Consider the following 15,628-nt stretch of genomic DNA (forward strand, 5'->3'; position numbering starts at 1 on the left):
GTGCGGGCGGTCCGTCGCACCACCCGCACCCCGGAAGGCCGAAGATGACGCCGACGTCCGCCGCCACCCCCGCCATACCGCCGGTCCTCGCCGAAGTCGTACGGTCCGGCTTCGTCGAGGGCAGCCATCGCGGCAGCCTGGTGCTGCTCGGGGCGGACGGCGAGGTGGAGCTCGCCCTCGGTGACGTCACGGCGCCGGTCTTCCCGCGCTCCACGAACAAGCCGATGCAGGCCGCGGCGGTGCTGCGGGCCGGGCTCGGCCTGTCCGGCGAGCGGCTCGCCCTCGCCGCCGCCAGCCACTCCGGAGAAACCTTTCACCGGGACCTCGTCCTGAAGCTGCTCACCGAGCACGGGCTGACCGCCGCGGAGCTCCAGTGCCCGCCCGACCTGCCCCTTGACCCCACCGAGGCCGAGACCTACCTGGCGGCGGGCGCCGTGCGCGACCGCGTCACCATGAACTGCTCCGGCAAGCACGCGGCGATGCTCGCGGTGTGCGACCTGAACGGCTGGGACAAGGAGACCTACCTCGACCCCGGCCACCCGCTCCAGCGCCTCGTCCACGACGTGATCGAGGAGGCGGCTGGCGAGCCGGTGGCCGCCGTCGGCACGGACGGCTGCGGGGCGCCCCTGATGGCGATCTCCCTCACCGGCCTGGCCCGCGCCTACCGGCACTTCGTCCTGGCCGCGCCCGGCACCCCCGAGCGCCGCGTCGCGGACGCCATGCGGGCCCACCCCGAGTACGTGGCCGGGACGCGGCGGCCCGACACCTGGCTGATGCGGGAGGTGCCCGGGGTGCTCTCCAAGATGGGCGCGGAGGCCGTGCAGGCCGTGGCCCTGCCGGACGGCCGCGCCCTCGCCTTCAAGATCGACGACGGCGCGACGCGCGCCCTTGGGCCGGTCCTGGCCCGCGCTCTGCGGCGGGTGGGCGTGGACTCGCCGGTGCTGGAGCGGGTGGGGGAGGCGGCGTTGCTGGGTGGAGGGGTGCCGGTGGGGGAGATCAGGGCGGTGTTCTAGGGCGCGGGTGGGGGTTCGCCGCGGAGCGGCGGAGATTCGGGGGCGGTGCCTGGCGCAGCCGCGAGTCACGGGCGGGTGGGTGGGAGACCCCGCCGCGGAGCGGCGGCGCGGGCCCAGCGGACTTGGCGGCGCCCGGACACCGGCCCCGGCGCGGAGCGCCGGAGAGACGTGAGTGCCGCGGAGCGGCGGGCCCTGAACCCGCCGCCCCGCGGCTGGGGCACCCCCGCCCCGTCCAACGGCTGACCGAACTCCCGGCTCCCCTCCGGATGAGAGCCCGATCAGCCCATCTGTGTGTGCGGCAGAACCAACCCCCGGGAGCGGGCCGACCATGTCGCCCAAGTTGGCTACCAACTCAAACTAAGTTATCTCCGCGCTGGCGCGTCTTATAACCACCTCCTTGGTAACTCCCCAAAGATGGCGGGAAGTTGTACTGTTTGGTTGTGAGTACGGACCAAGCCTCCGTCAACGAGCGGAAGAGGCCGAGCATGCCTGGGCACCGCTCTCACCAGGACGTGGCCGACGAGCTGCGCGACCGGATCAGGTCCGGTCTGCTGCGCCCCGGCCAGCGCATGCCCACGCAGGCGGAGCTGGCGTCCGAGTTCGGAGTCGAGCGGGGCGCGGTGCGCCAGGCCCTGCGCATCCTGCAGGGCGAGCACCTGCTGGCGAACGTGTCCAAGGGCAGCCCGGCGACGGTCGCGGTCCCCACGGCGCCGGGCCCCCAAGAGGTGGGCCCGCAGCCCACCATGGTCGGTCTCGCGCCCCGCATCGCCGCGGCGTTCCAGGCGCCGCACGTGGAGATCGACGCGCTGTGCCTGACGTCGATCTCCCTGACGATGGCGATCGCCGAACCGCTGCGGCAGATCCACGCCGGAGGGCTGAAACCGGCCAAGGTCGACGTGCGGGTGCTCCTTCCGAGCCGCGACATCGACCTGGCCTTCCCCGCGCCCGTGGAGGGCGCGGACGCCTCCGGGTACGTCCACCGCCGCTGGCTGGATCAGCGCAACGCACAGGGCCAGGTCCTCCGCCACAACCTCCTGACGCTGCGCACGACGCACGGCGTCGACGTGAGCGTGGAGTTCCGGGCCCTGCCATTCACGCCGCCCGTGAAGCTCTATCTGCTGAACGGCTCCGAGGCGCTGTTCGCGTACTACACCCTGACCAAGCGGGGCGAGGAAGTCGGCCAGGAGTACCTGGAGATGTGGGACGCGCAGGGGACGCAGTCGATGCTGTTCCCCTTCCAGCAGGGCGACGGGCTGCGGGACACGACGTTCGTGGAACAGTCCCACCTGTGGTTCAACGCCCTGTGGAACACGATCAGCCGGGACTTGAGGCTGAACCCGGGCCCTTAGGGCGTGGGCGCGGGCCCCGTCACAGAGCGGGCCCCGTCAGAGCGCGGGCCCCGCCACCATCAGGGCGAGCACGGCCGCGCCCAGGGAGCTGCACGTGGTGTTCCTCGACTTGACGCCCACCGTCAGCAGGAGCAGCCCGACGATGCCGAGGGTTCCGTACTTCCACTGCACGAGCTGCTCGACGGCGACCGCGAACACGGCTGCGAGGACAGCGATGGTCGGCATGATGGTTCCCCCTTCTGCCATCTTGGATGAGTTGGCTGCCAACTCACTAGAGTTGTCCCCACTTGGTGGGTATCCATAAACAACTATCCGTCAACTCCCACAAGATGGTGGGGAGTTGTATCGTCTGGTCGTGACCAAGGAGAACGGTGCAGTGACCGGCAGCAGCAAGCCCTCCCCTCAGGACATCGCCGACGCCCTGCGTGACCGCATCCGGACCGGCACCCTCAAGCCGGGCGACCGGCTGCCGACCCAGGCCAGGATCGCCGAGGAGTTCGGCGTCGAACGCGGCACGGTGCGCCAGGCCCTGAACCGGCTCCAGGGCGACGGCCTCCTCAACCACGTGAGCAAGGGCAGCCCGCCCCGGGTGGCCGCGCCCGCGCCCCCCGCCGAGTCCCCCACCCCGGAGCCGCAGCCGTCGATGGTGGCCCTCGGGCCGCGCCTGGTGGAGGCGTTCAAGGAGCCGCGGGTGCGCGTGGACGTGGTCTCGTTCACGGCGGAGACCCTGATGAACGCCCTCAGCGAGCCGATCCGCCAGATCCACGCGGGCCTGCTGCGCCCCCGGTCCATCGACTTCCGCATCCTGCTGCCGAGCCGAGACATCCAGCTGGCCTTCCAGATCCCGGTGGCGGACGAACTCCCGGCGGCGGACGAGGACGCCCAGGAGACCCGGCTGCGCCAGCAGCAGAGCCGCCTGCACGAGCGCTGGCTGCAACAGCGCAACGCGCAGGGCCAGGTCCTGCGCCACAACCTCCTCACGCTGCGAGGCGCCCCGCACAGCGTCGACGTCCGCGTCACGTTCCGGGCGCTGCCCTTCACGCCGCCCGTGAAGCTCTACGTACTCAACGGACACGAGGCGCTCCTCGCGTACTACACGCCGGAGCGCGACCAGGTGGAGCTGGACAGGGACGGCGGCGAGACCGTGGAGCTCTACGACATCGGAGGTCTCAAGGCGCCCCTCTTCTCCTTCACCGACGGCGCCAGCCCTCGCGACACCGGTTTCGTGCGCGAATCCCAGAAGTGGTTCGACGCGCTCTGGGAAACGATCACGACGGACCTAACACTCTCTTAGGTGACTTCTGACACGAGTGATCCGACCGAAGATCCGACCGAGGACCTCCGCGAGCTGGTCGCCGCCGTCCGGTTCGTGCTCTTCGACTTCGACGGCCCCATCTGCCGCCTGTTCGCCGGGCACTCGGCGCAGGACGTGGCCCGCGAGCAGGTCCGCTGGCTGGAGGAGCGCGGGCTGCACGGGCTGCTCACCAACGGCGTACGGGAGGAGCCCGACCCGTACGTCGTGCTGCGCGCCGTCCACCGCCGTCAGCCCCACAGCGACCTCGTCTTCGAACTGGAGGAACGCCTCACCCACGAGGAGCGGAAAGCGGTCGCCTCGGCGTGGCCGACGGAGTACGCCGACGCCCTGATACGCACCTGGTCGGCCGTCGGCGTGCGCCTCGCCATCACCACGAACAACTCCCCGAGCGCCGTGACCACTTATCTCTCCGGCCGTGACCTGCTCGGCTGCTTCTGGCCGCACATCTACGGCCGCACGAAGAACCTGTGGCTGCTGAAGCCGGACCCCTACTGCGTCCAGCGCGCCCTGACCGCGATGGGGGCCGCTCCCGCGGACACCCTGATGATCGGAGACGCCCCCTCCGACTTCCAGGCGGCCCGCGCCGCGGGCGTCCACTTCCTCGGCTACGCCCGCAACGACCACAAGGAACACCTGCTCCGCGAGGCAGGCGCCGAGCGGACCGTGTCCTCGATGCTCCCGCTGCTCGCCGTGCTCCTGGAGCGCGGCTGAACATTGAACATCATTGAACATGCCGTCCACATCGTGACATTCACGTGGATCGCCTGGTTCTGGGCACTACTCTGCGGCCCTCGCACTACCGTCCGCTCGTGCCCCACAGCACGGCGCTCGTCCTCACTCAGCCAAAGCCCACGGGAGTGGCCATGTCCGTCACGCCATCGGGATCCGCGTCCGGCCCGCCCCAGCCCACGACCGGCCCGCCGGAGGACCGCCGCGTGCGCAGGCTGCACGTGGCCGTCGTGCTCCTGTCGGCGGTGCTCGTCGGCCTGGTCGCGGGCATCTTCGCCTACGCCGCCGGGGGCCAGGGCTTCTACGCGGCGACCGGGGTCGGCGCCTCGGCGACGGTCGCCGCGATCACCGTGGCCTTCGTGGTGATGAGCTACGTCCGCAAGGAGTGAGCGCGGCCGGTGACGTGCGGGTTTGCGACGCAAGGATGTGCCAGGTGTCCACATCGTGGCCCGCGGACAGAACCGTTCTTCCGCCGCTCTATCATCCGGCCATGTCGCCGCTATCGCCGTCCGGCAGACCCGTCGGGGTGCCCCTGGCGCCCCCCGGCCGTCTGGCCGCCCGCCGGGCGCGGCTGGTGCGCCGCCTCGCCGACGATCACCTGAAGCGCCCCGACGGGCAGATGGTGATCGGCCACCACAACGAGAACTACATCGTGCCCCTCGGCTGGCGGCTCGCCCTGCTGCTGCGGACCATGCCCTTTCGCGCGCGCGTGAAGTGCCGTACGCCGCTGGCGGCCGTCGAGGTCGTGCCGCGTGTGTGGCCGAACGAGAACAGCCTCCTCGACGTCGTGGCCCGGCACCTGCCGGAAGTCCCGCGCTGCCTGGTCGACTTCGGCGCCTGGTCGATGCACGCCTACCACGCGGGCAGCCCGCTGTCACAGGCCGTCCCCACGGGCCCGGTCCCGGAGCGGCTCCTCGACGAGCTCGCGGAGTTCTTCGCGCGGACCGCCGCCGTACCGAAGGACGAGCTGCCGCCCCTGCCCCCCGACTGGCCCGCCGACGGCGACAGCACCGGCTTCCTCGACTGGCTCGTCGACTTCACCGAGCGGCGCGTGCACCGCCCGAACCGGGCGCACTTCGACGTGCTCTTCGAGGCCCTCGGCATCCAGCGGCACGTCATGACCGGCTTCAAGCACGACAGCGCCGGTCTCACCCGGCGCCCGTTCTGCCTCCTGCACACCGACGTGCACCGCGCGAACATCATCGTGGACCGCCGTGAACTCGCCGTCATCGACTGGGAACTGGCCCTGTACGGAGACCCGCTGCACGACCTCGCCACCCATGTCGTCCGCATGGACTACGACAAGGAGCAGCAGGACCTCATGCCCCGCCTGTGGCGGGCGGCGATGGAGCGCGCGGGCCTCGGCGAGCTGACCGCAGGGCTCGACACCGACCTCCAGGTGTACCTGGACTTCGAGTACGCCCAGTCCGTGTTCCCCGACATCATGCGCGCGGCCCTGTCCCTGCCCGACGCGGCCACCGTCGAGGACTACTGGCTCGCGGCCGCGCCGGTGTGCGCGGCGTTGCGACGCGCCGCCGAGCCCCTGAAGCTGGAGAGGGCCCCGGACCGGATCCAGGCGGCGGCCGCGCTGCGCGAGTGGCACGGGGCCCTGCGCGGGGCCGCTGCCCTGCTGCCCGACCTGGCGACGGACGGAGAGCGGTGACGGGGGAACGGACGGTGGGAAAGGGCACGGCCGAACTGGCGGAGCTGGCCGAGTGGTTCGCCTTCCCCGGAGCGCGCTGCGTGCTCTTCGACTTCGACGGGCCCCTGTGCCGTCTCTTCCCCGGCGGCACCTCGGAGCGGGTGGCCCGGGAGCTGCGGGCCGTCGCCGGGGCCCGCGCGGTGCGCGGCGCGCTGAGTGCCGCGGAGGCCTCCTCCATCGACCCGCACCTCGTGCTGCGGGCCCTGAGCCGCGCCGGGGCCGGTGCCGCGCTTCTCGCCCTGCTCGAACAGCGCCTCACCGAGGGCGAGGTGGCCGCGGTCCCCGACGCCCTGCCCACCCCGTACGCCGTGCGGCTCGTGCGGTCGCTGCGCGCGGCGGGCCACCGCCTCGCCGTGGTGACGAACAACGCCCCGCGCGCGGTCGCCGCGTATCTGAACCGTCCCGATGTGCGGCTCGCGGACGCCTTCGGACCCCACGTCCACGGCCGGACCGACCGCCCCGACCTGCTCAAACCGCATCCCGACAGCCTGGAGCGCGCGCTGCGCGCCCTGGACGCCAAGCCCGTCGACACCCTGATGATCGGCGACACCGTGGCCGACCTCGACGCGTCGCGCCGCGCCGACGTGCGGTTCTTCGTCGGCTACGCCCGCAACGAGGACAAGGCCGCGCCGCTGCGGGCGGCGGGCGCGGAGTTCGTCGTCGACTCGCTCGCGCCGCTGCTCGACCTGGTGCCGAGGTCTTCCTAACCGCCCCCCGCCGCCGTCACCATGACCTCGGCACCGTACGAGGGTCTCGACGTTCGGCTTTCGGGTTTCGGGTTTCGGCTTTCGGGTTTCGAGGGCGACTTGGTGAGTGACGACCGTACGGCTTGGGAGCGGGTGCGGCAGGGGTGGGCCCGGGCCGAGTCCGTGGTGATCCGCGCGCTGCTGCTGTCCGTGGTGGGCCTTTCGCTGGCGGCGCAGTTCGTCAGGCCGGTGGGCGACGCCCTCGAGGACAAGGTGTATCTGGGCGGGGCCGTCGTCACGCTGGTGGGCTATGTGCTGTTCGACGAGGTGCGGCGGCTGCGCGAGTCCGCGGGCCCGGCGGCCCGGCAGGTGGTGCTCGCGGGCGACCTGGGCGGCTACTTCCAGGAGGCGCTGCCCCGCGACCCCCGCATCGACGCCATCGGCTTCACCGGTGAGACCGTCGTCGAGCAGCTCAAGCGGTGCCTGGAACCGCGGGATCTGGCGGGGCATCCGCACGTCCGGCTGCGGATCATCGTGCCGGACTTCACCAAGCCGATGGAGATTCCAGGACGCGTGAACGCGCGGGGCAAGGCCGAGGACGACGAGGAGCTGCGGGGCGACCTCCTGGCGAAGATCGTCGGGTACGCGGGCGACATGGGCGCGCTGAGCCACGCGCTGCGGGAGAGCGGCCGGGCGCGCCTCGACGTGGAGTTCCGCGCGCTGCACATCACGCCGCTGCTGAAGTTCTGTCTGATCGGGCGCGAGCAGCTCTTCGACGGGATCTACGACCAGGTGCGGGCGGCGCCCGCGCGCAGGGGCCCGGAGCGGCAGGTGCTCGACCTGATGGGGTACGACGCCGCCCTGGCGTACGCGCACATCGACGCCGGGGCCGAGGCCAGGGAGAAGATCCGGCACCGGGGGCTGCTCTTCGACACGCTGTGGGGGCTGGCCCGGCCGCTTCCCACACGTACCGCCTGAGCTCCTTACGCGTACCGCCTGAGTTTCTACGCGTACCGCGTGAGCCCCGCGTCCAGCTGGTCGAAGGCCGTGTTCGCCGCCGCCACCGCGTCCGCCTGGATGTCGGCCGCGCGCTCGCCCGCCTCGATCCGCCGCCAGTTCTCCAGGGCGAGCACGCGCTGGACGGCCAGGATCTGGGCGGCGGCGATCCGGGCGTCGAGGCTGGCCTCGCCGAGGGCGGCGGCCAGGGCCCGCTCCATCCGGTCCTGGTACGGGTACAGGCGCGCCACCAGGGCCGGGGTGCCGTAGAGCAGGTGGTGGAAGGCGAGGACCTCGGGGGCGTCGCACAGGCCCGTCACCGGGTCGTGGCGGGTGAGGCCGTCCAGGAAGCGGGCGCGCAGGGCCGCCAGCGGGGAGAGGTCCGCGCGGTCGGCGACCACGCGCGCCGCCTCGTCCTCGTGGTCGGCGAAGCGGTGGACGACGAGGTCCTCCTTGGCCGGGAAGTACCGGAACAGGGTCGGTTTGGAGACCTCCGCGGCGGCGGCCACCTCCGCGACCGAGACCTTGTCGAAGCCGCGCTCCAGGAACAGCGCGATCGCCGTGTCGGAGATCGCCTGGCGCGTGCGCCGCTTCTTCAGCTGCCGCAGGCCTAGGGGGGCCGCATCCGGGGTGGTCGGGGTGGTCGGGGTGGTCGGGGTGGTCGGGGTGGTCGGGGTGGTCGGGGTGGTCGGGGTGGTCGGGGTGGTCATGGGGGCAGTCTAGCGGAGGGTGAGCCACGGTAATAAATGTAACTCGGTAACGTTTTATTGGTACGGTCGGCGCATGACGACCTCCGACGCCGCCGCGCCCGCGGCCGACACCCTCGAGACCGCCCTCGCCGACGAACGCGCCTACCACGACCTCTGCCGCGCCGCCCTCGCCGCCATGGTCGACGGCGCCCAGGAACACGTCATCAGCGGCGAGCACGTCGCCGCGTCCGGCGCCGACGCCGAAGTGCTCGGCTACCAGCTGCGCAGCAAGGCCAAGGAGATGCGCGAACTCCCCGAGGCGCCGCTCTACTTCGGGCGGCTCGACTTCGACCCCGACGCCCCCGAGGCGGGCGACCACCGCGGCCAGCGCTACCACATCGGGCGGCTGCGGATCACCGAGGACCCGGCGGCCCCGCCGCTCGTCGTCGACTGGCGCGCGCCCGTGTCCCGCGCCTTCTACCAGGCGGGCGCCCGCGACCCGCGCGGCGTGGCCGTGCGCCGCCGCTTCGGCTGGGCCCCCGGCAGCAAGGGCGAATCCGCCGACCTCACCGGCCTTGAGGACGAGCACCTGGCCTCCGGCGAGGCCGGGGCGCCGAGCCGCATCGTCGCCGGGGAGATCGAGCGGCCCCGCGTCGGCCCGATGCGGGACATCGCCGCCACCATCCAGCCCGAACAGGACGACCTCGTGCGCGGCCTGCTCACCGAGACCGTGTGCGTCCAGGGCGCGCCCGGCACCGGCAAGACCGCCGTCGGGCTGCACCGCGCCGCGTACCTGCTCTACACGCACCCCCAGCGCGTGCGCCGCTCCGGGCTGCTCATCCTCGGCCCCAACCGCACCTTCCTGCGGTACATCGCCGAGGTCCTGCCCTCGCTCGGCGAGAGCGGCGTGCGCCAGGCCACCGTCCTGGACGAGATCGCCCGCCAGCCCGTGCGCGGGCACGACGACGAGGCGGCCGCCGCCGTCAAGCACGACGCCCGCATGGCGGAGGTCCTGCGCCGGGCGCTGTACGCGCGCGTGACGCCGGTCGCGGAGCCGCTCGCCGTGCCGGACGGCTCGTACCGCTGGCGGGTGTCCGCCCACGACCTGGAGCGGATCGTCGCCGACGTCCGCGCGGAGGAGCCGCCGTACGACACCGGCCGCGAACGCGTCCGCACCCGCGCCGTGCGGCACCTCCAGGAGCAGGCCGAGCGGCGCTCCGGTCCGGTGAACAACACCTGGCTGCAGCGGATCTCCCGGGCCCGGCCCGTCTCCGCCTTCGTCGACGCCACCTGGCCCAAGGCCCGCCCCGAGGAAGTCCTCGCCCACCTCCTGACGGACGCCGAGGCGCTGGCGGACGCGGCGGACGGGCTGCTCACCCCCGAGGAGCAGCGGGCGATCCGCTGGCCGAGGCCGCCGCGCTCGTACAAGTCCGCCCGGTGGTCGGCCGCCGACCTGGTGCTCCTCGACGAGCTCGCCGGTCTCGTCGAACGGCCCGAGGGCTACGGCCACATCGTGGTCGACGAGGCGCAGGACCTCTCGCCGATGGAGTGCCGCGCGATCGCCCGCCGCGCCGGGTTCGGCTCGCTCACGGTCCTCGGCGACCTCGCCCAGGGCACCACCCCGTGGGCCGCCCGCTCCTGGCCCGAGCTCCTGGCCCACCTCGGCAAGCCGGACGCCGCGGTCACCGCGCTCACCACCGGGTTCCGCGTGCCGCGCGCCATCGTGGAGCTCGCCAACCAGCTGCTCGACGGGCTCGGCGTGGACGTGCCGCCCGCCCGCTCCCTGCGCCACGACGGCGAGTTGACCGTCCGCCGCGCCGACTCCGCTGACGACGTCGTGGCCGCCGCCGTGGCCGCCGTGCGCGCCGCGCTCGCCCGCGAGGGCTCCATCGGCGTCATCGCCGCCGACGGCGCCACCGACGCCCTGAGCGCCGCCCTCACCCGCGCGGGCATCGAGGCGGCGGGCCCCGACGAGCTCGGCGCCCGCGTCACCGTCCTGCCCGCCTCGATGGCCAAGGGCCTGGAGTACGACCACGTGGTGGCCGTCGAACCCGCCGCGATCGCGGCGGCGGAGCGGCGCGGGCTCCACCGCCTGTACGTGGTGCTCACCCGCGCGGTGTCCCGCCTGGACGTCGTGCACGGCGCGCGGCTGCCGTGGCAGACGGCCTGACGCCCGCCTGACGGGCCGCGTCGGGGCGGGGCGCGTCGGGGCGGGCGCGCGCCCCCGGCGCGGCTACGTTGGCGCCCATGAGCCCCCGCAACCCGCACGCCGACACCCTGACCACGGCTCCCGGCGGCCGCAGCGCGCTGCGCATGGAGCGCCGCGTCGCCCACCCGCCCGCGGCCCTCTGGGCGGCCCTGACCCGGCCCGAGCGCCTGGCGCGCTGGTTCCCCTGCGAGGTACGCGCACAGCCGCGCCCCGGCGCCGCGATGACCTTCGTGTTCCCCCAAGAGGGCGCGCCCGCCGTGGAGATGACCGGCACGGTCACCGACGCCGAGGAGCCGACGCTGTACGCGTACACCTGGGGCGAGGACCACCTGCGCTGGGAGGTCGCGCCGGACGCGGACACCGGCGGCTCGCTGCTCACCCTCGTCCACACCTTCGCCGACCGCTTCGGCGCCCCGAGCTTCGCCGCCGGCTGGCACCTGTGCGTCAGCGCGCTCGGCGAGCACCTGAACGGCGCCGCACCGGACGGCGCCCCCGACACGGGCGAGCTGCACGAGGCGTACCTGGAGCAGTTCGACCTCGGCCGCGGCGAGCTCACCGCCGACGGCGCCGTCCGCTTCGAACGCCAGCTGGTGCGCCCCGCCGCCGCCGTGTGGGCCGCGCTGACCGAGGGCGACGAGGTGGTGGCGGGCGCCGAGGCCCCCGAGGGGTTCGTGGCGGACGGCGTCCTCGCCGGGGCCGTCACCGAGGTGCGCGCCCCGGACCTGGTGGCGTACGAGGTCCCGGGCGGCGGCGCGGTCCGCTGGGACCTGCGCCCGGGCACCGGTTACGGCCCCCGCCTGCTCCTCACGCACACCGCGCCCGCCGACCCGGAGACCGCCCGCGCCGCGTGGCACGCGCACGTGGAACGGCTCGCGGGGCGGCTCCTGGAGACGTGAGGGACTGGGTTTTCCAGCCCCTCCGGCGTTTGAGGAGCGGGGTCTGGGGCGGAGCCCCAGTTCGGGAAGGGGCGGGCCTGGGGCGCACCGCGAGTCCGGCGATCACGCCCCACCGTGCGGGTTCGCCACCGCGCCCTCCGTGCTGAGCAGCACCACCGTCGCGCCCGGGCCGACCCCCAGGACGGCCGCGCGCTCCTTCGCCCCCGCGCCGGTGAGCGCGGCGCGGGCGCCCGCGAGGGACGCGGCGCCGCACGGCCCGCTGGAGACGCCGAGCGCGGCCAGGTCCCGCGCGGCCCCGGCGGCCTCGGCGTCCGTCACCGCGGTGGCCGCGTCGAGCCCCGCGCGCAGGTGGGGCCAGGCGAGCGTGGAGAGCGTGCCGCAGTTCAGGCCCGCCATCGCCGTCTCGCGCGTGGCCACGGTGACCGGCTCCCCGCGCGTGAGGCTCGCCAGGGCGGGCGCCGCCGCCGTGGGCTCCACCGCGAGCAGCGCCGCGCGCCGCCCGTCCTGACGGGACCGGTGGTGGGTGACGGCGGCCTGCGCGAGCGACCCCACCCCGACGGGCACCACGACCAGGCCGGGCGCCTGAGCCCCGGCGGCGGCCAGCTGCTCGTCGACCTCGGCGAACAGCGTCGAGTACCCCTCCACGATCAGCGCGGGCACCTCCTCGTACCCGGGCCAGGCCGTGTCCTGTACGAGCACCGCGCGCCCGTCGGCGGCCGCCGACGCGGCGGCCTCGCGCACCGCCCGGTCGTAGTCGCCGTCGACCCGCGTGACCCGGGCGCCCTCGCCCTCGATCGCGGCGGCCGCCCCCGGGTGCACCCCGCCCGACACGAAGACGTGGGCGGCGTGCCCGAGCCGCCGCGCCTCGCGGGCCACCGCGCGCCCGTGGTTGCCGTCCGTCGCGGTGACGAGGACCGCGCGCTCCCCGCGCCCCTCGACGAGGCGGTGCACGGCCCAGGACGCGCCGAGCGCCTTGAACGCGGGCAGCCCGAGCCGCGCCGACTCGTCCTTGACGAAGACCCGGCCGACCCCCAACTCGGCGGCCAGCGCGGGGAGTTCCGTCAGGGGTGTGGGCGCGTAGCCGGGCAGCGCGGCGTGGAAGGCGCGGACCGCGTCCGGGGCGGGGGCGCAGGACCAGGCGCGGGCGGCGGGGCGGGCGAACCAGGGGGTCTCGGTCATGGGGGTCTCAGTCACGGGGGTCTCAGTCATGGGCTCACCCTGCGGCCCGTCGGAACCATCGGTCCAGCACATGTTTCCGACCTATATTCATCAGGAATTCCGAAGGGACGTGAGCCCGCCCGCCGAGCCCCGGAGCGCCGCCATGTACGACCTGCACCGTCTGCGCCTGCTGCGCGAGCTGAAGCACCGCGGCACCCTCGCCGCCGTCGCCGCCGCCCTCTCGTACAGCCCCTCCTCGATCTCGCAGCAGCTCTCCCAGCTGGAGGCCGAGGTGGGTGTGGAGCTCCTGGAGCCCGTCGGGCGGCGGGTGCGGCTCACCGCGCAGGCCGAGATCCTCGTCGGCCACACCGAGGCGCTCCTGGAGCGCCTGGAGCGCGCCGAGGCCGACCTCGCCGCCTCCCTCACCGCGCTCACCGGCACCCTGCGCGTCGCCGCCTTCCAGACCGCCGCCCTCACGCTCGTGCCCGCCGCCCTCACCCTGCTGCGCGCCGCCCACCCCGGGCTGCGCGTCCACGTGAGCCAGCTGGAGCCGGAGACGGCCATCCCGGCGCTGCTCGCCCGGGACTTCGACCTGGTCGTGGCGGAGGAGTACCCGGGCGGTGCCGAGCCGCGCCCAGACGTCCTGGAGCAGGAGGAGCTGTGCCGCGACCCGCTGCGGCTCGCCCTGCCCGGGCCCGCCGTGGACGACGATCCGCGCACCGGCCCCCGGTCCCTGTCCGGGCACCCCTGGGTCATGGAGCCCGAGGGCACCGCGGCCCGGCGCTGGGCGATGACGCTGTGCCGGGAGGCCGGGTTCGAGCCCGACGTGCGGTTCGAGTCCACCGACCTGCTGGTCCATCTGCGCCTGGCCGAGCAGGGGCACGCGGCCGCGTTCCTGCCGGACCTGGTGTGGGGCGCGGCGGCGTTCCCCGCCGCGCGGCCGGCCATCACGCTGCGGGACCTGCCGGAGGACCAGGGCGCGCGCCGGATCTTCACCGTCGTGCGCCGGGGCAGCAGCCGCCATCCCGCGGCGCGGGCGGTCCGGCGGGCACTGCGGGACGCGGCCTGCGGCGCGACGCCGCTGGCGCGGTGACGCCTCGTCAGGTCCCTTGCCCCCGGTAGGCACCCCGTGGCACCCCATGGCGCCGCCTGACCCCCGATGGCTCCGGATGGCTCCTCGTGGCTCCCAAGTGGCACCCATTGGCACGCTGACCGGCCCCTCCGTGGCCCGAAGTGGCGCCAGGTGCCATGCGTCCGGCCCTCTTGATCCCGTATCGAGGGCCCCTAATGCCGCTCTGACGCCGCTGGCGCGGGCCGCACCCGGCGCCACTCAGATCACGTATCCCCAGGTCAAGTGGTGTTCTAGCGAGGGCGTAAACGCGGCGTGAACCCTACTTCACCCCCCGTGGCACCATGCGTGCGCCAAGGGGGGTTGCGTTGGCGCCATGGTGATGCCATGCTGGCGTCATGGACCTCAGGGCTCCAGGAGCTGGGCACTCCGGTCCGCCGGAGTGAAGCACCACAGACATCTCACAACCTCATCCGCCCCACCCGGCGGACGCGCGCCCGCAGCCCAGGACAGGACGGCCATGCCTACCTTCGACACCCCCGAACCCCTCTCCGCCACCGTCGAGTTCGAGAGCGGTACGGCCAGGATCTCCGCGAGCAAGCGCCTCGACACGGTCGTCTCGATCCTCCCGGCCGACGACCGCGAGGAGGCCGACGTGACGATGGCCGAGCAGGTCCAGGTCACCTGCGCGGACGGCCACCTGGCGATCCGGGGTCCGAAGAAGCGCTCGATGTTCGGCAAGGTCGGCTCGATCAGCGTCACCATCGAGCTCCCGGCCGGGTCCGACGTCCGGGCGGCGGCACCGGTGGGCGCCTTCACCGCCGAGGGCCGCCTCGGCGACAGCAGGATCGAGTCGATAGCGGGTGACATCCGCGTCGCCGAGGCCGCCGCGGCCTTCCTCAGGACCGGCCACGGCGACATCCACCTGGACCGCGCCACCGGGGACGCCGAGGTCGAGGCCGCGGGCCGGGTCGACATCGGCACCGTCACGGGCTCCGCCACCGTCAAGAACCTCCTCGGCGACACCACCATCGGCGAGGTCACCGGCGAGCTGTTCGTCTCCGCCACCAACGGCCGCACCACCGTGGGCGTCGCCCACGCCGGGGTGGACGGCATGTCGGAGAGCGGCAGCATCAGCATCGGCGACGTGGCCCGCGGCGAGGTCTCCCTCCAGGCCTCCACGGGCGACCTGGAGGTCGGCATCCGCCCCTCAAGCACCGCCTGGCTCGACGTGGAGTCCCAGACGGGCGCCGTGCGCAACGCCCTCGGCGCCACCGCGGGCCCCGGAGCGGACGCCGAGACCGTCAAGGTCCGCGCCCACACCGGCGTCGGAAACATCGTCATCCGCCGCGCGGCCGCGCCCACGGGCACGTGACACCCGGCCCATGACACCCCCGCTCACGCCCCCCACCACAGGCTTCGACACACCGATGGCTTCGACACACCCACGGAAAGAAAGTAAGGAGGCGGCACGATGACTGCCACCACTGGTTTGACCGCCCTGCCGAAGGGGATCTCCGCCCAGGGGCTGCGCAAGTCGTACGGCGACAAGCTCGTCCTCGACGGGATCGACGTACAGGTCCCGGAGGGCAAGGTCTTCGCGCTCCTTGGCCCGAACGGCGCGGGCAAGACCACCACCGTCCAGATCCTGACCACGCTGATCTCGCACGACGGCGGCTCGGCCCAGGTCGCGGGCCACGACGTGGACAAGGACCCCGACGGGGTGCGCAGGTCCATCGGTGTCACCGGTCAGTTCGCCGCCGTGGACGGTCTGCTCACGGCGGAGGAGAACCTGCTCCTGATCGCGGACCTGCTCC

The 15,628-nt window shown here is 73.8% G+C and carries 16 protein-coding genes; 13 read left to right on the forward strand and 3 right to left on the reverse strand.

Annotated elements, in window-relative coordinates:
• Nucleotides 1–44 precede the first annotated feature (44 nt).
• Together AC07A4_RS40960 and AC07A4_RS40965 are read left to right on the forward strand one after the other, a co-directional pair.
• Nucleotides 45–1,013 carry an asparaginase gene (locus AC07A4_RS40960; RefSeq protein WP_478609593.1) on the forward strand — a complete coding sequence of 323 codons (969 nt, stop codon included), beginning with the start codon at nucleotides 45–47 and terminating at the stop codon, nucleotides 1,011–1,013.
• A 485-nt stretch (nucleotides 1,014–1,498) separates the two neighbouring features.
• Nucleotides 1,499–2,362, forward strand: a complete 864-nt coding sequence (locus AC07A4_RS40965; protein WP_478609595.1) for a winged helix-turn-helix domain-containing protein — start codon at nucleotides 1,499–1,501, stop codon at nucleotides 2,360–2,362.
• 36 nt (nucleotides 2,363–2,398) lie between these two features.
• Here AC07A4_RS40965 and AC07A4_RS40970 read toward each other — a convergent pair whose 3' ends face one another.
• Complete coding sequence (locus AC07A4_RS40970) at nucleotides 2,399–2,587, reverse strand: hypothetical protein (protein WP_478609597.1); 189 nt, start codon at nucleotides 2,585–2,587, stop codon at nucleotides 2,399–2,401.
• Nucleotides 2,588–2,711: 124 nt separating this feature from the next.
• Between AC07A4_RS40970 and AC07A4_RS40975 the strand changes: the two genes are divergently transcribed.
• From AC07A4_RS40975 to AC07A4_RS41000, 6 genes are all read left to right on the forward strand, one after another.
• Complete coding sequence (locus AC07A4_RS40975; RefSeq protein WP_478609636.1) at nucleotides 2,712–3,656, forward strand: winged helix-turn-helix domain-containing protein; 945 nt, start codon at nucleotides 2,712–2,714, stop codon at nucleotides 3,654–3,656.
• Entirely contained in the window at nucleotides 3,657–4,388 is a 732-nt protein-coding gene (locus AC07A4_RS40980) for an HAD family hydrolase (RefSeq protein WP_478609599.1), read from the forward strand.
• Between the two features lie 98 nt (nucleotides 4,389–4,486).
• Nucleotides 4,487–4,795 carry a hypothetical protein gene (locus AC07A4_RS40985; RefSeq protein ID WP_478609601.1) on the forward strand — a complete coding sequence of 103 codons (309 nt, stop codon included), beginning with the start codon at nucleotides 4,487–4,489 and terminating at the stop codon, nucleotides 4,793–4,795.
• Nucleotides 4,796–4,896: 101 nt separating this feature from the next.
• The gene (locus AC07A4_RS40990) at nucleotides 4,897–6,069 is read left to right on the forward strand and encodes a phosphotransferase family protein (RefSeq protein WP_478609603.1); all 1,173 of its coding nucleotides are present in this window, start codon (nucleotides 4,897–4,899) and stop codon (nucleotides 6,067–6,069) included.
• A 14-nt stretch (nucleotides 6,070–6,083) separates the two neighbouring features.
• The gene (locus AC07A4_RS40995; protein WP_478609605.1) at nucleotides 6,084–6,815 is read left to right on the forward strand and encodes an HAD family hydrolase; all 732 of its coding nucleotides are present in this window, start codon (nucleotides 6,084–6,086) and stop codon (nucleotides 6,813–6,815) included.
• Nucleotides 6,816–6,917: 102 nt separating this feature from the next.
• Nucleotides 6,918–7,772, forward strand: coding sequence for a hypothetical protein (locus AC07A4_RS41000; RefSeq protein ID WP_478609607.1), 855 nt, complete (start codon nucleotides 6,918–6,920; stop codon nucleotides 7,770–7,772).
• Nucleotides 7,773–7,798: 26 nt separating this feature from the next.
• Here AC07A4_RS41000 and AC07A4_RS41005 read toward each other — a convergent pair whose 3' ends face one another.
• A complete protein-coding gene (locus tag AC07A4_RS41005; RefSeq protein WP_478609608.1) occupies nucleotides 7,799–8,500 on the reverse strand; it encodes a TetR family transcriptional regulator in 702 nt (233 codons plus the stop codon).
• 73 nt (nucleotides 8,501–8,573) lie between these two features.
• Here AC07A4_RS41005 and AC07A4_RS41010 point away from each other — a divergent pair, with 73 nt between their 5' ends.
• Complete coding sequence (locus tag AC07A4_RS41010; protein ID WP_478609610.1) at nucleotides 8,574–10,649, forward strand: HelD family protein; 2,076 nt, start codon at nucleotides 8,574–8,576, stop codon at nucleotides 10,647–10,649.
• Between the two features lie 77 nt (nucleotides 10,650–10,726).
• The gene (locus AC07A4_RS41015; RefSeq protein WP_478609612.1) at nucleotides 10,727–11,584 is read left to right on the forward strand and encodes an SRPBCC family protein; all 858 of its coding nucleotides are present in this window, start codon (nucleotides 10,727–10,729) and stop codon (nucleotides 11,582–11,584) included.
• 102 nt (nucleotides 11,585–11,686) lie between these two features.
• On the opposite strand, the gene AC07A4_RS41020 is transcribed toward AC07A4_RS41015, so the two are convergent.
• Nucleotides 11,687–12,793, reverse strand: coding sequence for a pyridoxal-phosphate dependent enzyme (locus AC07A4_RS41020; protein ID WP_478609614.1), 1,107 nt, complete (start codon nucleotides 12,791–12,793; stop codon nucleotides 11,687–11,689).
• Nucleotides 12,794–12,905: 112 nt separating this feature from the next.
• Here AC07A4_RS41020 and AC07A4_RS41025 point away from each other — a divergent pair, with 112 nt between their 5' ends.
• From AC07A4_RS41025 to AC07A4_RS41035, 3 genes are all read left to right on the forward strand, one after another.
• The gene (locus AC07A4_RS41025; protein ID WP_478609638.1) at nucleotides 12,906–13,835 is read left to right on the forward strand and encodes a LysR substrate-binding domain-containing protein; all 930 of its coding nucleotides are present in this window, start codon (nucleotides 12,906–12,908) and stop codon (nucleotides 13,833–13,835) included.
• Nucleotides 13,836–14,331: 496 nt separating this feature from the next.
• Nucleotides 14,332–15,186: a DUF4097 family beta strand repeat-containing protein gene (locus AC07A4_RS41030; protein WP_478609615.1), complete on the forward strand. Its 855-nt coding sequence runs from the start codon at nucleotides 14,332–14,334 to the stop codon at nucleotides 15,184–15,186.
• A gap of 99 nt (nucleotides 15,187–15,285) precedes the next feature.
• Nucleotides 15,286–15,628, forward strand: a 343-nt coding sequence (locus AC07A4_RS41035; protein ID WP_478609618.1) for an ATP-binding cassette domain-containing protein, incomplete at its 3' end; no start/stop codon positions are given.

Source organism: Streptomyces sp. NPDC043996 (assembly GCF_056435225.1).

Bases quoted from the DNA above. Each gene is read 5' to 3' on its own strand.
- AC07A4_RS41030 (WP_478609615.1), top strand. From the start codon at position 14,332: ATGCCTACCTTCGACACCCCCGAACCCCTCTCCGCCACCGTCGAGTTC.
- AC07A4_RS40960 (WP_478609593.1), top strand. From the start codon at position 45: ATGACGCCGACGTCCGCCGCCACCCCCGCCATACCGCCGGTCCTCGCC.
- AC07A4_RS41025 (WP_478609638.1), top strand. From the start codon at position 12,906: ATGTACGACCTGCACCGTCTGCGCCTGCTGCGCGAGCTGAAGCACCGC.
- AC07A4_RS41005 (WP_478609608.1), bottom strand. From the start codon at position 8,500: ATGACCACCCCGACCACCCCGACCACCCCGACCACCCCGACCACCCCG.
- AC07A4_RS41015 (WP_478609612.1), top strand. From the start codon at position 10,727: ATGAGCCCCCGCAACCCGCACGCCGACACCCTGACCACGGCTCCCGGC.
- AC07A4_RS40990 (WP_478609603.1), top strand. From the start codon at position 4,897: ATGTCGCCGCTATCGCCGTCCGGCAGACCCGTCGGGGTGCCCCTGGCG.
- AC07A4_RS40970 (WP_478609597.1), bottom strand. From the start codon at position 2,587: ATGCCGACCATCGCTGTCCTCGCAGCCGTGTTCGCGGTCGCCGTCGAG.
- AC07A4_RS40965 (WP_478609595.1), top strand. From the start codon at position 1,499: ATGCCTGGGCACCGCTCTCACCAGGACGTGGCCGACGAGCTGCGCGAC.
- AC07A4_RS41020 (WP_478609614.1), bottom strand. From the start codon at position 12,793: ATGACTGAGACCCCCGTGACTGAGACCCCCATGACCGAGACCCCCTGG.
- AC07A4_RS41010 (WP_478609610.1), top strand. From the start codon at position 8,574: ATGACGACCTCCGACGCCGCCGCGCCCGCGGCCGACACCCTCGAGACC.